This window comes from Ligilactobacillus aviarius, from assembly GCF_001654615.1.
Taxonomy (GTDB): domain Bacteria; phylum Bacillota; class Bacilli; order Lactobacillales; family Lactobacillaceae; genus Ligilactobacillus; species Ligilactobacillus aviarius_B.
Genome location: NZ_LWUD01000016.1, coordinates 163489 through 183233 on the forward strand (window position 1 = coordinate 163489; position 19745 = coordinate 183233).

The following is a 19745-nucleotide window of genomic DNA, read 5'->3' on the forward strand; positions in this document are numbered from 1 at the left end:
TAATTTTTAGGTGTATTTTAAAAAGGCAGAAGGGATAGATTTTAATATGGATGCTGGCCAAGAAAAAGCTTTAGAAAAACTTGGGGCTTTTGAAATCAGTAGTCTAATGCTTAAATTAGCAAAGAAAAACAATCATAAATTTTTAAATGCAGGGAAAGGAAATCCAAACTGGATCAATACTAAGGCGCGATTAGCGTTTGCCCGGTTAACGGAGTTTGGGATCGATGAATCGCAACGGACGATCAACCGGCGTGATTTAGCAGGCTTCGTTGAAAAGAAAGGAATCACTGAGCGCTTAAAAGATTTTCTTGATCCGCAAGCCCATGAAAATGACCAATTTATTTTGGACATTTTGGACTATGTTTCACAAAAGTTGAACTTGGATTTGGATGATTTCGTTGCTGAATTAACAAACGGAATCATGGGAAATACTTATCCAACGCCGAACCGGATTTTGAAAAATACCGAAGTTATTTTGAATAAGTACCTTGAATCAACGTTATATAACGGCGTGCAACTTGCAGATTCAACGAAATTGTTGGCAACTGAAGGTGGAACAGCTGCGATTGTATATCTTTTCCATTCATTGGCTGAAAACCATTTGATCAAGCCTGGGGATAAGATTGCGATCAACACGCCGATCTTCACGCCGTATTTGCAAATTCCAAAGTTAAACGATTACGAATTAGTTGAAGTTAAGCTTCAAGCTGATCCAAATAATGATTGGAAGGTTAATCCGGACGAATTAGATAAATTAAAAGATCCTTCAATTAAGGCATTGTTTATCGTTAATCCGACAAATCCGGCTTCACGGGCATTTGACGATGATGTTTTGGATAAGATTCGGGAAGTTGTAACGGAAAATCCAAACTTAATGATTATCACGGATGATGTTTACGGGACATTTGTTGATGGGTTCCAAACCGTTTACAGTGTTGCTCCAGAAAATACGTTGTTGATTTATTCATTTTCAAAACTTTACGGTGCAACTGGTTGGCGGTTAGGTCTGCTTGCAATGAATGAAAATAACATTTTTGACCGGTTGATTCATGAATTGTCGGCGGATGAACAAGCCGCAATTAATGATCGGTACCGGTTAGTTGAAACTGACCCGGATAAGTTGCCGTTTATCGAACGGATTGCCGCTGATAGCCGTTCAATCGGACTTTATCATACTTCCGGACTTTCAACGCCGCAACAAATGATGGAAGTTCTGTTTGCACTGACCCACTTAGTTTATGCAAACGGCTCAACGGATGCGTATATCGATGAATGCCGGTACGTAGTTAATCGGCGGTATACTGATTTAGTTAAGGGTCTTGGAATCGAAGCGGATAATTCACGGACAAATGCTAAATACTATACTTTGATCGATATTTATAAGCTTGCGGAGGAGAAATACGGCAAGCAGTTCAGAAAGTACTTTGAAAAATCATTTGCTCAAATTGACTTCTTGATGAAACTTTCTGAGGATAATGGAGTTATTTTAATGGATGGAGTTGGTTTCGGAACCCAACCGGGAATTATCCGGGTTTCAGAAGCTAATTTACCAAGCAAGGCCTACCGGGTCATTGCTGAAAAGATCAACGAATTGCTTGAAGAATACTATGAAAAGTATTTAAAGACCAAGAAGTAATTCATTTTTAGGGGAAGATTTTAATATGGGAAAAAGTCGAAAATTATCGCTGTTTGATTTTCTTTCGCTAACAGCATTGATGGTATTAACGGTTTATGAATACCCGACCTTTGCGACGGCTAAATTACATTTATTATTTTTTGTAATCATTTTCGGAATTTTTTGGTTCTTGCCGATTTCACTGGCAGCAGCAGAAATGGCAAGTGTAAAAGGATGGGAAGATGGTGGCGTCTATGGCTGGGTTAGCAACGCGCTAGGTCAGCGATGGGGTTTTGCCGCCATCTTTTTTGAATGGTTTCAAGTTACGGTCAGTTTTGTAACGATGAGCTACTTTATTTTAGGCGCTTTGGCATTCATGTTTAACTGGCCTGCGCTAAATACCAATCCAGTAGTTAAGTTTATTGGGGTTTTAATTATCTTTTGGGGATTGACGCTGACGCAGTTGAAAGGTACCAAGCGGACGGCCCAGATTGCTCAGGGAGGATTTGTTGCCGGAATTTTAGTTCCGTCAGTCATCTTTTTAGGGCTTGCCATTTTATATTTGGTAAAAGGCGGCCACAATCAAATTCCAATTAGTTGGCATGCGTTTGTCCCGAATTTCACTCAGCTTTCAACGCTGGTTGTAGCGTCTTCATTTATTTTAGCGTTTGGCGGAATCGAAGCCTCAGCTCCGCACGTTAACGAATTGAAAAATCCGCAACGAAATTATCCATTAGTAATCATTATGTTGGTAGTGTTAACGATTTTTCTAGACGGAACCGGCGGCTTAAGCGTTGCGATGGTTGTTCCGCCAAAACAGCTTTCTTTAAGTGCGGGTGTTATTCAAGCGTTTAACACTTTGATGCAGCATTTTACAAGTCAAATGACGTGGTTTGTGAAGTTAATGGCGTTTTTGATTGCCTTTGGGGTCGCGGCTGAAATTGCATCGTGGATCATTGGCCCGTCAAAGGGAATGTACGTTGCTGCTCAAAAAGGGATGCTGCCGCAAACCTTTCGCAAATTGAATGCGGATGGAGTTCCCGTTCCGGTCTTGGTCATGCAAGGAATCATCGTTACTGTTTGGGATGCAATTTTAACCTTTGGCGGCGGAACAGATAACGTTTCGTTTTTGGCGGCTGTTTCACTGACCGTGGTGATTTACCTGTTGTGTTATATTTTAATTTTTATCAGTTACTTTAAACTGATTTACCGTTATTCAACAAAGGAACGGACGTATAATGCTCCGGGTGGTAAATTCGGTAAGACGGTGCTTGCTTTTTCAGGGCTGGCATTGTCGATTTTTGCACTGATCGTTTCGTTCGTTACGCCGGCATCATTGTCACCGTTTCAGGGACGGAAATATCAAGTTGTACTGACTGTAAGTTTTGTGATTGCGGTCATTATTCCATTTGTAATTTATGCGTTTCGTCATCGGTTTGGCGAAGCCAATCATCAATTCAAACTGCGTCATGTTCGCAGTGAAGACGTCAACCGGTTTATTCATCCGATTGGCCGGGGTGAATTTTTGACAGAACATGATTTAAAATTAAAACGTCAGCAAAAGAAATAGGAGGAATGTTTTATGTTATTTGGAAAGAAAGATCAGGAAGAGTCAAAATACTTGGATCCAATTTTTGGGAATCCAAATGAAGATGCTGATTTACCAAAATATAAACTTGCACGGAAGTCAATGCAGGCCGACGTGGCGTACCGGATGGTTAAGGATGAACTGGAAGATGAAGGAAATGCCCGGCAAAATCTCGCAACTTTTTGTCAAACATATATGGAACCTGAAGCAACTAAGCTGATGGCAGAAACGCTTGAGAAAAACGCAATTGATAAGTCTGAATACCCCCGGACAACGGAAATTGAAAACCGGTGTGTCAATATTTTAGCTGATTTATGGCATGCGCCGAAAGATGGCAATTACCTTGGAACATCGACGGTTGGCTCATCTGAAGCATGCATGCTTGGCGGCTTGGCAATGAAATTTGCTTGGCGGAAACGAGCTGAAAAACTTGGACTGGATTTGAATGCCCACAAGCCGAACCTTGTAATTTCTTCAAGTTATCAAGTTTGCTGGGAAAAATTCTGTACATACTGGGATATTGAATTACGGGAAGTTCCATTAGATGAAAATGACCTTTCACTCAATATGGATACCGTAATGGATTACGTTGATGAATATACGATTGGAATCGTTGGCATTATGGGAATCACCTATACGGGACGCTACGATAACATTAAGAAACTCAACGATTTAGTTGAAGAATATAATAAACATACTGATTACAAAGTTTATATTCACGTTGATGCAGCTTCAGGCGGTTTCTATACCCCGTTTGTTGAACCGGAAATTGAATGGGACTTCAAGTTGAAAAATGTTGTTTCAATCAATTCATCGGGTCACAAATATGGATTAGTTTATCCTGGAATTGGCTGGGTACTATGGCGGGATGCAAAGTTTGTTCCGCAAGATTTGATTTTTAATGTTAGTTATCTTGGCGGTGAAATGCCAACAATGGCAATTAACTTTTCACGCAGTGCATCGCAAATCATCGGTCAATATTATAATTTTGTGCGTTACGGATTTGACGGTTATCGTGAAATTCATCAGCGGACACATGAAGTGGCAAAGTATATTATTAAAGAAATTAAGAAGACCGGCAGATTTAAAGTTGTCAACGGTGCACAACATTTGCCGATTTTATGTTATGCATTGAAGGATGACCATGCTCAAGAATGGAATTTATATGATTTATCTGACCGGTTACGGATGCGTGGTTGGCAAGTTCCGACATACCCGATGCCGGATAATCTCAATAATTTGATCGTGCAACGGATCGTTTGCCGGGCGGATCTGGGAATGAACGTTGCCATTGAGTTTATTGAAGACTTTAAGGCATGTCTGGAAGAGCTCGATCATGCGCATGTTTTAGCTCATCACAGCGATGAACAAAAGAAAACAACCTATGGCTTTACTCATTAATTAAAAATTAGCTTGCATTTATTGCCAATTAACTTGATAATTATCTAAGAATAAAAAATGATTTAGGTGAAATAAATGTTTTATGTTTTTCTGGATCTAGTCGGAATTACAGTCGGCGGATTATTGAGTAAACCGTTACAACGGTTCTTGTCGGATAAACAAATCAGTTCGATGATGGAAATTGCAACGCTATGCGTTGGAATCATCGGAATCCAGGGCGCAATCGCAACGAAACAGCCGCTGCTAATGCTTGTCAGCTTAGTTGTCGGTTCGGTTGTTGGGGTTTGGCTGGATATTGACGGGAAATTCAACCATTTTGGTGAATGGATGAAAACGAAATTTAAAACTTCTGACCCGCACTTTGCGGAGGGATTTATTACCGTTTTCATGATCGAATGTGTGGGTTCAATGTCGATCGTCGGGCCGCTTGACGTTGCCCTTGCAGGGAAAACAAGCTTAATGCTCTTTAAGGTGATTTTAGACTTGATTACTTCCCTGGTTTACGGTGCGATCTTTGGATATAGTGTATTGCTGTCGGGACCGTTTGTTTTTCTGTATGAAGCAATCATTTACGGATGCGCTTCGTTTATCCAGCCATTGTTGAATACAAGCACGATCAATGAAATCAGTGCCGTTGGTTCGCTTCTGATCGTTGCATTGGCATGTGATATTTTAGAGATCAAACACTTTAAAGTCGCAAACTTTTTACCTGCACTTTTAGGACCAATCATTTATGAGGCAGTTTTAATGTTTTGCAAGTAACATTTGACAAGCAATCGTAATTAGACTATGATAGCCACAGAATATAAGAGAAGCATTGATGAAAAAGGGTCATTTAAGTTCAAAAGACAGCGAGTCTGGCAGGTGAAAGCAGACGTGCGAATTTTAATGATTGGCGTTTTCGGAGTTTCTTACGAATTAAGCTGCTAGGATCTCCTAGAAATAGGGTGGAACCGCGATTTGAAGAAGTCGTCCCTATGTAACCGAATTGGCGTTACATAGGGATTTTTTTGTGCGCTGATTCGTTTCTTCAAAATTTTGAATGGAGGAGCATTGAAATGGCAAAGAAGTTATCAATGCAAGATATTATTTTAACTTTGCAACAATTTTGGGCAAAGCAAGGTTGCATGATCATGCAATCGTATGACACTGAAAAGGGTGCCGGGACAATGAGTCCGTATACATTCTTACGGGCAATCGGACCAGAACCATGGAACGTTGCGTACGTTGAACCATCACGCCGGCCAGCTGATGGACGGTATGGTGAAAACCCGAACCGGTTATATCAACACCACCAATTCCAAGTTTTGATGAAACCAAATCCAGATAACATCCAAGACTTATACTTGGATAGTTTGCGGGCATTAGGGATCGAACCGAAGGAACACGATATTCGGTTTGTTGAAGATAACTGGGAAAACCCTTCAATGGGATGTGCCGGTGTTGGTTGGGAAGTTTGGCTTGATGGGATGGAAGTTACCCAATTTACATACTTCCAACAAGTCGGCGGCCTTGAAGTTAAACCGGTTGCTTCAGAAGTTACATACGGCCTTGAACGGTTATCATCATACATTCAAGATGTTAACTCAGTCTTTGACTTGGAATGGGCTGATGGCGTGAAGTATGGTGATATCTTCAAGGAACCTGAATATGAACACTCAAAGTATGCCTTTGAAGAAAGCAACCAAGAAATGCTTTTAGATGCCTTTGATACGTATGAAAAGGAAGCTAAGCGATTGATCAAGGAAGGCCTTGTTCACCCGGCATATGATTACATTTTGAAATGCAGTCACACGTTTAACTTGTTAGATGCTCGCGGAGCCGTTTCAGTAACCGAACGGGCCGGTTATCTTGCACGGATTCGGAACATGGCAAAGGCGATTGCCAAGGTCTTCGTTGAAGAACGGAAGAAGTTAGGCTTCCCATTGATCAAGGACGAAGAATTACGTCAAAAATTATTGAAGGAGGATAAATAACATGTCACATACATTTTTAATGGAAATTGGCTTGGAAGAAATTCCAGCGCATGTTGTCACTCCAAGCGCAGCCCAATTAGTTGAAAAAACTGAAAAATTCTTAAAAGAACAACGGATGGATTTTGATGAAGTCCAAACATATTCAACTCCCCGGCGGTTGACGGTTAAGGTTACAGGGTTAGCTGATAAGCAACCGGACATCCAGGAAGAAGCTAAGGGCCCGGCTAAAAAGATTGCCTATGATAAGGACGGTAACTGGTCAAAGGCTGCTCAAGGATTTGCGCGTGGCCAAGGAGTTTCAGTAGATGATATCTTCTTCAAAGAACTTAAGGGCACAGAGTATGTTTATGTTAAGAAGTTTATTGAAGGGAAAGCTGCTGCCGATGTAATGCAAGGCATGCGGGACGTTGCAATGGACTTGAAATTCCCAACCATGATGCGGTGGGGAACAAACGATTTCCAATATGTTCGTCCAATTCGGTGGATCGTTGCGATGTTAGATGATCAAGTTATCCCATTCAAGATTTTGAACATCGAAAGCGGCAACGTTTCTCAAGGTCACCGGTTCCTTGGAAAGCCAGTTGAATTAAAGCGTGCCGATGACTACGTTGAAGCATTGCGGTCAGAAAAGGTGATCGTTGATGCTGCCGAACGGAAATCAATGATTCGCAATCAAATCAATGATCTTGCCCAAAAGAATAACTGGAAGATCGTGATTGATGAAGACTTACTTGAAGAAGTTAATAACCTGGTTGAATATCCAACGGTCTTTGCCGGATCATTTGATGAAAAGTACTTAAGTGTGCCGGACCAAGTTTTGATTACTTCAATGAAGGATCACCAACGCTTCTTCTATGTGACTGATCAAAACGGCAAATTATTGCCAAACTTTGTTTCAGTTCGGAACGGAAATACAGAATACTTAGAAAACGTTGTTCAAGGGAACGAAAAGGTGTTGACCGCTCGGCTTGAAGATGCGAAATTCTTCTATGAAGAAGATCAAAAGCAATCAATTGCCGATTACGTTGAACGTTTAAAGAAGGTTATGTTCCACGATAAAATCGGGACAATTTACGAAAAGATGGCCCGAGTTCGCTTGCTTGCAGCTCAAATTGGAAAATTTGTTGGCTTAAACGACCAAGAATTAGCTGATTTGGACCGGGCAGCTCAAATTTACAAATTTGACCTGGTAACCGGTATGGTTGGCGAATTTGCTGAATTGCAAGGGGTTATGGGTGAAATCTATGCCCGTTTGCAAGGCGAAAATGACAATGTCGCAGCTGCAATCCGTGAAGAATACATGCCAACCAGTGCAGAAGGCGAATTGCCAGCAACAAAGGTTGGAGCAGTATTATCGATTGCAGATAAGATCGATAGCATCCAAGCATTCTTTGCTGCTGGAATGATTCCAAGCGGTTCAAATGACCCATATGCATTACGGCGTCAAGCTTTAGGAATCGTTCGCATTGCTCTTGCTCGCAACTGGAAGTTATCTGTTCCGATGATGCTCAAGTTTGTTGAAAATGCAATGAATGAACGGCCAGATTTGTACAAGAACATCATGCCAGGCGATGAACAAAAAGACATGCAACAATTTATCATCGATCGGCTTGCCCAAATCATGAACGGCGATAAGCAACTTCGCCATGATGTGCTTGATACAGTTGTTGCCAACCCTGAAAATGCATTCGTTGATATTGAAGAAGCTGCGAAGATCCTTGGCAAACACCTTGAAGACGACGACTTTAAGGAAACAATTGAAGCTTTGACCCGGGTTGGCCGGATGGCAAAGAAAGCGCCAAACTTTGAAGATGATGCTGTTTTGAAAGCTGAATTATTTGAAAATGAATCTGAAAAGAAGCTTGCCGAAGCGGTTAAGAAGGTTGCAACGGCCTTTGAACAAGCTGATTTGGAAGAAAAGTTCAATCAATTAGCATCATTAAAGGATCCAATCACCGATTACTTCGATTCAACCATGATCATGGCAAAGGACGAAGATGTAAAGCAAAACCGGCTCTTGCAATTAAAGCAAATTGCTGATTTAACAAAAGACTTTGGTGAATTAGATAATTTGAATGTCAAATAATAAATTGATCATTAAATTGAAAGTTCCGATGGTGGTTGCCATCGGAATTTTTTCGTCTAAAACGCTTTAAACTTGCAACCAGCAGCAATTCGCGGTATCATTTTATTTGACTGTAAACAGTGGGTGTTTTTTACCCTTTTTTAGAGAGGAGAGGTCAAAATGCGGATTCCATCGGAGTTGATCGATCAGGTTCGATCAGAGGTTAATATCTTGGATGTTGTTAGTCAAAAAGTGCAGTTGCACAAGTCCGGTAAAAACTGGTTCGGCTTTTGTCCTTTCCACCCGGAAACGACACCATCGTTTTCGGTTAATGAACAAAAACAAATTTTCAATTGTTTCTCGTGTCATCGGGGTGGCAATGTTTTTAAGTTCGTGATGGAAACGGAAGGATTAACTTTCCCAGAGGCATTTCAAAAGGTCGCCGAAATGAGTGGAATCTCACTTGATCCGAAGTATACGCAACTTGGATCATTAAATGCCGCTGAATCATCTGAAAACGGGAAAATCATCAGTTTATATGCGCAAGCCACACAACTGTACCATCATATTTTGGTAAATACTGAGCTTGGTGAGGAAGCGTTGAATTACCTGTACGATCGCGGGTTAAACGATGACATGATCAACGAATTTAACCTAGGATTTGCACCAACAACCGGTATTTTGAAAAACTTTGTAAAGGAAAAGCAAATCGATTATCAGGTTTTACGCAAATCAGGATTATTTGTTGAGCGGCCGCTGGACACCGATGATCCGGTCGATAACTTAAATGACCGGTTTAAAGATCGGGTAATGTTTCCAATCAACGATGCGAACGGACATCCAATCGCTTTTTCAGGAAGAGCATTACGTACTGAGGATAAGACAGTTCCGAAGTATTTGAATTCACCTGAAACCCTGATTTTTAATAAACGCCGGGTTCTTTTTAACCTGGATAAGGCAAAGGCAACGATTCGCCAAACTAAATCAGTAATTCTTTTTGAAGGGTTTATGGATGTCTTGGCCGCTTATCGGGCTGGAGTTAAGAATGGCGTTGCGTCGATGGGAACGAGTTTAACGGATGAACAAATTGGAATTTTAGCGCATCAGGCGCGGAAGCTTTCGATTTGTTACGACGGGGATGATCCGGGGCAAAACGCGACGAAAAGGGCGTTAGAAATCATTCGTCCAAGTGAACGCTTTGATCTGGAAGTTATTAATTTACCTGATAAACTTGATCCGGATGAAGTCGTTAAAAAGTATGGTGAAGAAAAGTTTCGTGAAATTGTGCAAAATCAGCATGAAACCCCGTTAAGCTTTTTCATGCACTTTTATGCACGCAACCGGAATCTTGAAAATGAAAACGACCAGTTAGCATATATTTCCGATATTTTGAAAGAACTGGTAACGGTTAAAGATCCAATCGAGCGTGACTTGTATTTAAACCGGTTAGCATCGAAGTTTGGCGTTGAATACCGCAACCTTGAAAGCCAACTGCAATCTTTGATGGCTGAGCAACAGGCGCGGGAAAAGACCAATCCGAGGGCGAATGCTCAAACACCGGAACGGGAATTTGCAAATTACCAAAAAACGATCACAACGGTTACCGAATCTTTTGAAAAGCCGAAGTATTCGCGCGTTGAACGGGCTGAACGGTTATTACTCTACCGGATGCTGCATGAACGGGATGTGTGGTTTAAGGTCCGTGAACTGGAAGACTTTAATTTCATTCATCAAAGTTACCAAACCCTTTATCTGCTCGCGGAAGAGTACTTTAATCATGATGAAGAATTTGATGATGCAAAATTTTTGGAAATGATAAGTGACGATCAACTGCATTCCTTAGCAACTGAGCTTTTGATGGAAGAATATCAAGGAATGGCAACTGATCAAGAAATTGAGGATTGCATTTCGCTAATTATGAATGAATATCCGCTTGATGAGAAAATTAAACGGCTTGATGAAAAAATCAAGAAGGCCAAACGGATGAATGATAGTGATAACTTAATGTCATTAATTATGGAAAAAACAAATCTTTTGCGCCAAAAAGATTTAATGAAATCAGAGAACTAATAGGAGGAATTGAGAATGCCTGCAAAGAAGAAAGCGCAAGCTGAAGAACCACCATTTGATGAAAAGACATTTAAAAAAGAAGTTAATGCTTTAATTAAAGAATATAAGAAAAAAGGGCAAATCCAATATGATGAATTAAGCAAACGAATTGCGGAACCGATGCACCTTGATGCTGATCAAATGGATAAGTTGATCGAACGGGTCGAAGATGCGGGGGTTTCAGTCGTTGATGAAGATGGCGAACCAAGCAAGGCCAGTTTGAAAGCCGCTAACCACACTGCTGAAGAAGCGAAGAAGGATGTTTCAGCTCCATCTGGTGTGAAGATCAATGATCCGGTTCGGATGTATTTAAAGGAAATTGGCCGGGTAGACTTGTTAACCGCTGATGAAGAAATCGACTTGGCTTTAAAGATCGAACAGGGCGATGAGGAAGCAAAAAAGAAATTGGCTGAAGCGAACTTACGGCTGGTTGTTTCAATTGCTAAACGATATGTTGGCCGTGGAATGTCTTTTCTTGATTTAATTCAGGAAGGAAACATGGGCTTGATGAAGGCGGTTGAAAAATTCGATTACCGCAAAGGGTTTAAGTTCTCAACTTACGCAACCTGGTGGATCCGGCAAGCTATTACACGGGCAATTGCTGATCAAGCCCGGACGATTCGGATTCCGGTTCACATGGTTGAAACAATCAATAAATTAATTCGGATCCAACGGCAAATGTTACAAGATCTCGGCCGGGAACCAATTCCAGAAGAAATTGGGGCTGAAATGGATATGCCAACGCAAAAGGTCCGGGATATCTTGAAGATTGCGCAGGAACCAGTTTCACTTGAAACACCAATTGGTGAAGAAGATGATTCGCATTTAGGAGATTTCATTGAAGACCAAGATGCAACTAGTCCCGCCGATCATGCGGCTTATGAACTATTGAAGGAACAATTGAATGACGTTCTCGATACATTAACCGATCGGGAAGAAAACGTTTTGCGGTTGCGGTTCGGTCTTGATGATGGGCGGACCCGGACCCTTGAAGAAGTTGGAAAAGTCTTTGGCGTAACGCGGGAACGGATTCGGCAAATTGAAGCTAAGGCATTACGGAAGTTACGGCATCCATCACGGTCGAAGCAGTTAAAAGACTTTCTTGACTAGGGAATAAAGTGAACTAAGATATTTCGAATGGGATCGAAACTAAAGGAGGAATCCAACTTGGCAGATTCAAAAATGAATGAAAAAGAATTTAAGAACAAATTGAATTCACTAATCAAAGAATACAAGAAGGCAGGAAAAGTTCAATACGACGAACTCAACAAAAAGTTTGCGGAACCAATGAACTTGAATGCCGACCAAATGGATAAAATCATTGAACATGTCGAAGATGCCGGCATTTCAGTGGTTGATGAAAATGGTGAACCAAGTAAGGCCAGTTTAAAAGCGGCTGACCATACTGCTGAAGAAGCAAAGAAGGAAACTTCATCATCATTGTCATCTGGAGTTAAAGTCAACGATCCGGTTCGGATGTACTTAAAGGAAATCGGTCGGGTACCATTGCTTTCGGCTGACGAAGAAAAAGAATTGGCATTGAAAATTGAACAAGGCGATGAAGAAGCAAAACAACACCTTGCCGAAGCAAACTTGAGGCTAGTTGTTTCAATTGCTAAACGGTATGTTGGCCGGGGCATGTCATTACTTGACCTGATTCAAGAAGGAAACATGGGGTTGATGAAGGCGGTTGAAAAATTTGATTACCGCAAGGGGTTCAAGTTCTCAACCTACGCAACATGGTGGATTCGGCAAGCAATTACCCGGGCGATTGCTGACCAAGCGCGGACAATTCGAATTCCGGTTCACATGGTCGAAACGATCAATAAACTGATTCGGATTCAACGGCAAATGCTGCAAGACCTTGGGCGCGAACCAATTCCGGAAGAAATCGGGGCTGAAATGGACATGCCAACGCAAAAAGTGCGGGACATTTTGAAAATCGCGCAAGAACCGGTTTCACTTGAAACACCAATTGGTGAAGAGGATGATTCGCATTTAGGAGATTTCATTGAAGACCAAGATGCAACTAGTCCCGCCGATCATGCGGCTTATGAATTATTGAAGGAACAATTAAACGATGTTCTCGATACATTAACCGATCGGGAAGAAAATGTTTTGCGGTTGCGGTTTGGCCTTGATGACGGGCGGACCCGGACCCTTGAAGAAGTCGGAAAATTCTTCGGCGTAACGCGGGAACGGATCCGGCAGATCGAAGCCAAAGCATTGCGGAAGTTACGGCATCCATCACGGTCAAAACAATTAAAAGATTTCATGAGATAAACGAGGTTTAGTTTTGGACACATATCATTTATCAAAACGATTAGCAAAAGCGGCAGCGTATGTTCCTCAGGGAGCCCGGTTAGCTGACATTGGGTCGGATCATGCATATTTACCCGCAAATTTAGCAATTAATCATATAATTGATTATGGAGTTGCTGGCGAAGTCGTAAAGGGGCCGTACGAAAATGCGGTTCATGAAATTCAACGCGAACACTTGGAAGAGAAAATCTTTCCACGCTTTGCTGATGGATTGAAAGCCATTGAAGATGATGATCAAATTGATACGATCACGATCTGCGGCATGGGCGGAACCTTGATCCGAAATATTTTGGAAAAAGACAAATCCAAGTTGCAAAATCATCCGTTATTGATCTTACAACCGAATGTTGGAAGCAACGTTTTACGACAATGGCTTCAAGCAAATCATTATCAGATTACGCATGAAGATATTCTTGAGGAAGATGATCACATTTACGAGATTATTGTTGCTAAATATGCTAATCAACCAATGCAATTGAGTTCTGAAGATCTCTTTTTCGGTCCGATTTTGAGAAAACATCAAAACAATGCTTTTTTGAAAAAATGGGAAAAGGAAATTGAGAAGAATGAAAAGGCAATTCATCAAATGCAAAAGGCAACGAATCCGCCAACCCAGCGACTTGCTCAGTTGAAAACTGAGAACGAATTAATTAGAGGGGTGTTAGCTAATGGTAAAAGTTAAAGATATTGTTTCCCGGTTTGAAGAATTTGCACCAAAATGGATGGCTGAAGATGGCGACCCAGTTGGTCTTCAACTTGGTGATTTAAATCAAGAAGTTCACAAAATGATGGTTACGTTGGACGTGCGCCCGGAGACGGTTCAAGAAGCAATCGACCAGCACGTTGATTTCATTTTTGCCCATCACCCAGCAATGTTTCGGCCAGTCCAACCGTTTGATTTGTCAATTCCACAAAATCAAATGTATGCTGAATTGATCAAACATAACATTACGGTTTATGGAGCCCACACTAACCTTGACAATGCTAACGGTGGAATGAATGATTGGTTAGCTGCTTTATTTGATCTTCAAGACACGATTCCAATGATGCCAACCCGGGAAGAAAAGATGTACAAACTTGCAGTCTTTACCCAATCAAACACAGCGGATTCAATGCGGCATGCATTAAATGCTGCCGGAGCCGGCAATTTGACTAACTACCGCGATTGTTCATACTCATTGACGGGTACTAGCCGCTTCGTCCCACGCGATGATGAACATTCTTACAGTGGCGATGATAAGGATGAAATGGTCGAAGTTGTTCAAGAAAAGATCGAAGTTTTCTTCCCTGCACGAATTAAAGATCGAGTTTTAAAGGCCATGAAGGATAATCATCCGCAAGAAGACTTTATGTATGATTTGCATGAAGTTAACGGTCTTGGTCAAGAATACGGCATGGGTCGGGTTGGTAATCTTCCTGAACCAATGACGGTTAAAGAATTTGCACTTAAATGCGAAGAAGTTTTTGACATTCCAGGCGTTCGCGTTATTTCAAAGGATATCGATCAGAAAGTTCAACGAATTGCATTGCTTGGCGGTTCAGGTGCGCGGTTCTATCCGCAAGCTTTGAGTAAAAATGCAGACCTATATCTGACCGGGGATGTGTCATACCATGTTGGTCACGACATCTTAGCTTCCGGGATGAGTGCTGTTGACGCAGGGCACTACATTGAATCCGAATGCAAGCCGCATTTAACAAAGTTGTTCCAAAAGTGGAGCCAGGAAAATGACTGGCAAATTGATATTTATCAATCACAATTAAATACAAATCCATATCAGTTTATGTAAAAACTAGAAGAGGTTGCAGTTAATGCAGCCTCTTTTCATGTTAGAAAAGTTGACAATAAAAGAACAAAAACGGTATCATTAAAACATATTAAAATCAATCAAAGAAAGGCCTGAAAAAGATGGCAAAATACGAAACCTTAATTCCACGGTTTGTTTCATACGTTAAGAAAAACACGCGGTCAGATGAAAATTCAACAACGATTCCATCAACTCAATCACAAGTTGAATTTGCAAAGGATTTAATGGCTGAATTAAAGAAAATTGGAATGCAAAATGTTCGGTTAAACGATCAAAGCGGCTATGTTTTTGCAACGTTGCCAAGCAATCTTCCAGCAGGAAAGACTGCTAAGAAGGTCGGCTTTATCTCACACATGGATACAGCTGATTTCAATGCTGAAAATGTTCAACCGCAAATCATTGAAAACTATGATGGCGAATCAAATATTAAATTAGGCGATACAGAATACTCATTATCACCAAAGGAATTTCCGAACTTGAAGAAGTCAAAGGGCCACACAGTGATCACAACAAGCGGTGACACTTTGCTTGGGGCTGATGACAAGTGCGGAATTGCTGATATTATGACAGCAATGGAATACTTGATCAACCACCCGGAAATCAAACACGGTGAAATTGAAGTCGGCTTTGGCCCGGATGAAGAAATTGGAACGGGTGCTGACCACTTTGATACTAAGGACTTCGGGGCAGATATTGCGTACACCGTTGATGGCGGCCCAATCGGCGAACTTGAATATGAAACATTTAACGCTGCCAGTGCGAAGATCATCTTTAAAGGAAAAGACGTTCACCCCGCAACCGCAAAGGGCGTAATGGTTAACGCTTTGAAGCTTGCAATGGAATTTGACCGTCAATTACCAGCTGACGAAGTTCCTGAAAAGACTGAAGGTCGTGAAGGATTCTTCCTCTTGCTTTCATTAGATGGCGCAATTGATGAAGCCCATGCAGCTTACATCATCCGCGATCACGATCGTGAAAAATTTGAACAACGCAAACAAATGATGTTGGACATCGCCAAGAAGATGAATGATGAACTCGGTCAAGAACGCGTAATCATTGATATGAACGATCAATACTACAACATGCGCGAAGTCATCGAAAAGGACATGACGGTTGTTGATGTTGCCAAGAAGGCCATGGAAAACTTAGACATCAAGCCGGATATTTACCCGGTTCGTGGTGGAACAGACGGCTCAAAGATCTCATTCATGGGCATCCCAACACCAAACGTCTTTACGGGGGCAGATAACATGCACTCCCGGTTTGAATTTGCCGATGTCAATACAATGGAAAAGGCAACGGACCTTGTAATTGAAATTGCAAAGTTGATTGCGGAAGAAGCTGAATAGGTCATTTAAAATCGATTGAGGTCTTAGAAGGAGGTTGTGACATAAGTCGCAACCTCTTTGCTATATCCGCATAATCGGGTTCCAAAACAAACGAGCTGCGTGGAAGGACGTAAACCTCCGAATCTATGCTCCGCGATTCGTTCGCTTTTCTACTTCCACCACGCTCGTTTTTAACGTTTTGTCACACCTTCTTTTTTTATCCATGAAATTTAAGGATTTACTTATAATTATTGAATATCCGTGATGTTAAGACTATAATTGAAATGTTACCGATTAGAACGGAATGAGGTGTCATTTTGATTCAGGAAAAAAGAATTGAGCTAATTAAACAATTACTAGAGGAACGGCAAGAACTGACAACAAAGGATATTATGGATGAATTCGACGTTTCTCAAGATACTGCGCGGCGTGATATTGTGCTGCTTACGGAACGCGGAGAAGTTCGCCGGACTCACGGTGGAATTTTACCGTTGGATTTTGGACGGAGTGTCCCGAATTATCAAAGCCGGTTAGGACAATTTACCAAGGAAAAAACGCGGATCGCGATGGAGGCGTTAAAATATTTTAAGCCGCATCACGTTTATTTTATTGGCTCCTCAACAATTTTATTGAAGACATGTCAGAATTTGAATATGGCCCTTACTGTTCATACGCACTCGCTTGATAACTGTATTGCGTTATCGGATCATAATATAACAACGGTTAAGATTTCAAGCGGAACGCTTAACCATGAAAACCGTTATTTTTACTCCAACTTAGCGGTCAAGGAACTTCAAAATATCGTTTTTGATACGGCGTTTATTGCCGCTTCCGGGATCGATAAAAATGGCGTTTACCTGCTTGATCAAGGAGATGCTGAAATCGTTGGGGTCGCTGCTCAACAAGCGCGGAAAGTTGTTTTGGTTGCCGAACATCAAAAATTCGTCAACAAATCATACTACCGGATCTGTCCGTTGGATATCATTTCAACGTTTATTACAGACCGCGAACCAACCGCTGAGCAACGAAAAATGTTTAGTCCACATACACAGATCATTGTTGCGAATGGACGCTCAAAAAAGAAATCAAGTAAGAAATAATTAGAGGTAAGAACTTTGAACACGAAAGCTGAAAAACAACCAATCGGGGTGATGGATTCCGGGTTGGGAGGATTAAGTGTCCTTAAAGAAATCATTAAGTTGATGCCGAACGAAGACTATGTTTACTTTGGAGATTCCGCTAATGCACCATACGGGGTCCGCACTCCAGAAGAGGTTTATCAACTTACAAAAAATATTATTGAAATGTTTATCCATCAGTATAATGTCAAGGCAATCGTAATTGCTTGCAATACGGCAACCAGTGCGGCAGCGGCTCGACTACGGGAAGAATATGATCTGCCGATTATCGGACTGGAACCGGCAATTAAGCCAGCGGCAATCGACTATCCGCACGGAAAAATTATTGCAATGGCAACGGAATTAACGTTGGCAGGGAGCAAGTTTGAAAACCGGGTTCGCGAGTTAGGTTCGAATGCTGAAATCATTAAGGTCCCAGCACCGGATTTAGTTGAATATGTTGAACACGGCGAACTCGATTCAACTAACGTAAAGAATTATTTACATCAAATTTTAGATGATAAGTTGCCCGTCGATGCCGTGGTTTTGGGATGTACTCATTTCCCGTTTGTTCAAGCGGCAATTCAAGAAGTTGTCGGTCAGGACATTCCCATTTATGATGGAAGTAATGGTGCTGCGCGGCAATTGAAACATCAACTGGAAGCAATTCACGGCTTGACGACGGCATCTGATCAAGGAACGGTCAGCTTAAATAACAGCGATCCATCACAAATCAAATTAATGGAGAAGCTGCTGGCAAAATAGAAGAGGTGCAGAATGAAAATTATTATTTCACCTGCTAAGCAAATGCAGGTCGATACTGATACCTTTGATGTCTTATCCGAACCGCAAATGCTGTCGCAAGCCGAAGAAATCATGAATTACATGAAATCGTTGACGACTGATGAACTCAAAAAGTTGTGGCATACAAGCGATAAGCTGTTTCAATTAAATGCTGAACGGCTAAAGTCAATGGACCTGAAGAGTGAATATCAGACACCAGCAATTTTAGCGTTTTGCGGTTTGCAATATCAGTATATGGCACCGGATTTGTTTACGCAGCCTGCATTAGATTATATTCAGCAAAACATGCGGATTCTTTCAAGTTTTTACGGGGTGTTGCGCCCGTTCGACGGCGTTGTCCCATATCGACTTGAAATGAAAGCAAAGGCTCATGTTAACGGGACGCGGAATCTGCATGAATTTTGGAACCGAACTTGGTTTGATTTATTGACCAAGGATGATGATTTGATTATTAACTTGGCATCAAAAATGTACGCTCATCAAGTGGGACGATACATGAAAAATACGGACGTTAAGATGATTTCATGTGTCTTTGGTTATTACAACGAACAAAAAAATAAGGTAATTCAGGATAATACGTATGCCAAAATGGCTCGGGGTGAAATGGTCCGTTATATGGCTGAAAACGACATCCACGATTATCATGAAATCGTGAATTTCAATGATTTTGGCTATCAGTACACCCCGCAATATTCTGGTGACGAAACGTATGTCTTTTTAAGAGACCCGAAGCAGAAGAGGAAAGTGTAATGAAAATTAAAATGCGTGATGGCGTCGTTTTAGATTGCCATCGATATGGAAAAGGCCAGCCAGTGGTTTTAGTTCACGGGTTTGGTGGAATTCAAGAAATTTGGGTTGGCCAAGTCAGTTGGCTTGTCGCTCATGGTTATGAAGCGATTGTTTACGATCAACGAAATCACGGCGCATCTCAACCAATTGCCGGCCCGGTTCAAGTAATGGATCTGGTGCAAGACTTGCATGATTTAATTCTTCAGTTGAATTTGAAGAAGCCGTTTTTGATTGGGCATTCAATGGGAGCCGGAGTTGTTTACGGCTTCCTTGGCTACTATCCAAGCTTTCAATTGAGCGGAGCAATGGGGATTGATCAACCGCCAAAAATGTTAAGCAATTCTGAGTGGCCATATGGTTTTTTGGATGCAACCGATGATAATTACCGGATCAACTTGTTAAAGAAGCGCAAGGTTCACGAAACATTGAACGGGCTTGATGATCGGATTTGGCAACGATACCATCCGGCAAAGAAGCAAAAGCCTTTTCGGTTAAAGGAAAATCTTGGATTATTAGTTAATGAAGCGCGGGCAGACTGGCGGAGTGCGTTGGAACATACTCAAGTTGATACACTGCTCGTTAGTTCAGTCCAAAGTCCATTTTTCGATTATCGGTTTGCTGAAACAATGGAACGCCTTAATCCGCAACACATTCATGCGTTGGCAGTTGAAGGCGCCGGTCACGATGTTCAAGCGGAAATTCCAGACAAGTTTAATCAAATCATGGGTGCTTTTTTGAAAAACCCGGCAACGTTTTAATTTACTTTTCGAACAACTGTGTTAAAATTCAAATGTTATAAATTTTTTCAAGGAAAAGGGTGGTAAA

Annotated in this window: 16 protein-coding genes; all 16 read left to right on the top strand. The window is 41.4% G+C overall.

Going from position 1 to position 19745, the window contains the following annotated elements; all coding sequences use genetic code 11:
• Nucleotides 1-46 precede the first annotated feature (46 nt).
• The 16 genes from A3O17_RS03800 to A3O17_RS03875 all read left to right on the top strand — a co-directional run bounded on the left by A3O17_RS03800 (nucleotide 47) and on the right by A3O17_RS03875 (nucleotide 19678).
• Nucleotides 47-1636, top strand: a complete 1590-nt coding sequence (locus A3O17_RS03800; protein WP_064212985.1) for a bifunctional aspartate transaminase/aspartate 4-decarboxylase — start codon at nucleotides 47-49, stop codon at nucleotides 1634-1636.
• Between the two features lie 25 nt (nucleotides 1637-1661).
• A complete protein-coding gene (gene gadC, locus A3O17_RS03805; RefSeq protein ID WP_064212986.1) occupies nucleotides 1662-3185 on the top strand; it encodes a glutamate:gamma-aminobutyrate antiporter in 1524 nt (507 codons plus the stop codon).
• A gap of 12 nt (nucleotides 3186-3197) precedes the next feature.
• The gene (locus A3O17_RS03810; RefSeq protein ID WP_064212987.1) at nucleotides 3198-4604 is read left to right on the top strand and encodes a glutamate decarboxylase; all 1407 of its coding nucleotides are present in this window, start codon (nucleotides 3198-3200) and stop codon (nucleotides 4602-4604) included.
• A 75-nt stretch (nucleotides 4605-4679) separates the two neighbouring features.
• Nucleotides 4680-5366 carry a DUF554 domain-containing protein gene (locus tag A3O17_RS03815; protein ID WP_064212988.1) on the top strand — a complete coding sequence of 229 codons (687 nt, stop codon included), beginning with the start codon at nucleotides 4680-4682 and terminating at the stop codon, nucleotides 5364-5366.
• Between the two features lie 296 nt (nucleotides 5367-5662).
• Complete coding sequence (gene glyQ / locus A3O17_RS03820; protein ID WP_057827435.1) at nucleotides 5663-6580, top strand: glycine--tRNA ligase subunit alpha; 918 nt, start codon at nucleotides 5663-5665, stop codon at nucleotides 6578-6580.
• Nucleotide 6581: 1 nt separating this feature from the next.
• On the top strand, nucleotides 6582-8666 hold the full coding sequence (glyS, locus tag A3O17_RS03825; protein WP_064212989.1) for a glycine--tRNA ligase subunit beta: 2085 nt from the start codon (nucleotides 6582-6584) through the stop codon (nucleotides 8664-8666).
• 159 nt (nucleotides 8667-8825) lie between these two features.
• On the top strand, nucleotides 8826-10715 hold the full coding sequence (gene dnaG / locus A3O17_RS03830) for a DNA primase (RefSeq protein WP_064212990.1): 1890 nt from the start codon (nucleotides 8826-8828) through the stop codon (nucleotides 10713-10715).
• Between the two features lie 15 nt (nucleotides 10716-10730).
• The gene (gene rpoD / locus A3O17_RS03835; RefSeq protein WP_064212991.1) at nucleotides 10731-11864 is read left to right on the top strand and encodes an RNA polymerase sigma factor RpoD; all 1134 of its coding nucleotides are present in this window, start codon (nucleotides 10731-10733) and stop codon (nucleotides 11862-11864) included.
• Nucleotides 11865-11936: 72 nt separating this feature from the next.
• Entirely contained in the window at nucleotides 11937-13037 is a 1101-nt protein-coding gene (gene rpoD / locus A3O17_RS03840; RefSeq protein WP_064213006.1) for an RNA polymerase sigma factor RpoD, read from the top strand.
• A gap of 13 nt (nucleotides 13038-13050) precedes the next feature.
• Entirely contained in the window at nucleotides 13051-13758 is a 708-nt protein-coding gene (locus A3O17_RS03845; RefSeq protein WP_064212992.1) for a tRNA (adenine(22)-N(1))-methyltransferase, read from the top strand.
• On the top strand, nucleotides 13745-14863 hold the full coding sequence (locus A3O17_RS03850) for a Nif3-like dinuclear metal center hexameric protein (RefSeq protein WP_064212993.1): 1119 nt from the start codon (nucleotides 13745-13747) through the stop codon (nucleotides 14861-14863). Before A3O17_RS03845 ends, A3O17_RS03850 begins: the two co-directional genes overlap by 14 nt.
• A gap of 119 nt (nucleotides 14864-14982) precedes the next feature.
• Nucleotides 14983-16230: a peptidase T gene (gene pepT, locus A3O17_RS03855; protein ID WP_064208350.1), complete on the top strand. Its 1248-nt coding sequence runs from the start codon at nucleotides 14983-14985 to the stop codon at nucleotides 16228-16230.
• A 296-nt stretch (nucleotides 16231-16526) separates the two neighbouring features.
• The gene (locus A3O17_RS03860; RefSeq protein WP_057827442.1) at nucleotides 16527-17309 is read left to right on the top strand and encodes a DeoR/GlpR family DNA-binding transcription regulator; all 783 of its coding nucleotides are present in this window, start codon (nucleotides 16527-16529) and stop codon (nucleotides 17307-17309) included.
• A 15-nt stretch (nucleotides 17310-17324) separates the two neighbouring features.
• The gene (gene murI / locus A3O17_RS03865; protein WP_225354659.1) at nucleotides 17325-18092 is read left to right on the top strand and encodes a glutamate racemase; all 768 of its coding nucleotides are present in this window, start codon (nucleotides 17325-17327) and stop codon (nucleotides 18090-18092) included.
• Nucleotides 18093-18104: 12 nt separating this feature from the next.
• Complete coding sequence (gene yaaA, locus A3O17_RS03870; protein ID WP_064208351.1) at nucleotides 18105-18881, top strand: peroxide stress protein YaaA; 777 nt, start codon at nucleotides 18105-18107, stop codon at nucleotides 18879-18881.
• On the top strand, nucleotides 18881-19678 hold the full coding sequence (locus A3O17_RS03875; RefSeq protein WP_064208352.1) for an alpha/beta fold hydrolase: 798 nt from the start codon (nucleotides 18881-18883) through the stop codon (nucleotides 19676-19678). Before yaaA ends, A3O17_RS03875 begins: the two co-directional genes overlap by 1 nt.
• Nucleotides 19679-19745: the final 67 nt, after the last annotated feature.

What these genes read in the sequence shown, in the direction of transcription:
- rpoD (WP_064213006.1), top strand. Translation starts at nt 11,937, where the DNA reads ATGAATGAAAAAGAATTTAAGAACAAATTGAATTCACTAATCAAAGAA.
- pepT (WP_064208350.1), top strand. Translation starts at nt 14,983, where the DNA reads ATGGCAAAATACGAAACCTTAATTCCACGGTTTGTTTCATACGTTAAG.
- A3O17_RS03875 (WP_064208352.1), top strand. Translation starts at nt 18,881, where the DNA reads ATGAAAATTAAAATGCGTGATGGCGTCGTTTTAGATTGCCATCGATAT.
- yaaA (WP_064208351.1), top strand. Translation starts at nt 18,105, where the DNA reads ATGAAAATTATTATTTCACCTGCTAAGCAAATGCAGGTCGATACTGAT.
- rpoD (WP_064212991.1), top strand. Translation starts at nt 10,731, where the DNA reads ATGCCTGCAAAGAAGAAAGCGCAAGCTGAAGAACCACCATTTGATGAA.
- A3O17_RS03815 (WP_064212988.1), top strand. Translation starts at nt 4,680, where the DNA reads ATGTTTTATGTTTTTCTGGATCTAGTCGGAATTACAGTCGGCGGATTA.
- dnaG (WP_064212990.1), top strand. Translation starts at nt 8,826, where the DNA reads ATGCGGATTCCATCGGAGTTGATCGATCAGGTTCGATCAGAGGTTAAT.
- glyQ (WP_057827435.1), top strand. Translation starts at nt 5,663, where the DNA reads ATGGCAAAGAAGTTATCAATGCAAGATATTATTTTAACTTTGCAACAA.
- A3O17_RS03800 (WP_064212985.1), top strand. Translation starts at nt 47, where the DNA reads ATGGATGCTGGCCAAGAAAAAGCTTTAGAAAAACTTGGGGCTTTTGAA.
- A3O17_RS03810 (WP_064212987.1), top strand. Translation starts at nt 3,198, where the DNA reads ATGTTATTTGGAAAGAAAGATCAGGAAGAGTCAAAATACTTGGATCCA.
- A3O17_RS03850 (WP_064212993.1), top strand. Translation starts at nt 13,745, where the DNA reads ATGGTAAAAGTTAAAGATATTGTTTCCCGGTTTGAAGAATTTGCACCA.
- gadC (WP_064212986.1), top strand. Translation starts at nt 1,662, where the DNA reads ATGGGAAAAAGTCGAAAATTATCGCTGTTTGATTTTCTTTCGCTAACA.
- glyS (WP_064212989.1), top strand. Translation starts at nt 6,582, where the DNA reads ATGTCACATACATTTTTAATGGAAATTGGCTTGGAAGAAATTCCAGCG.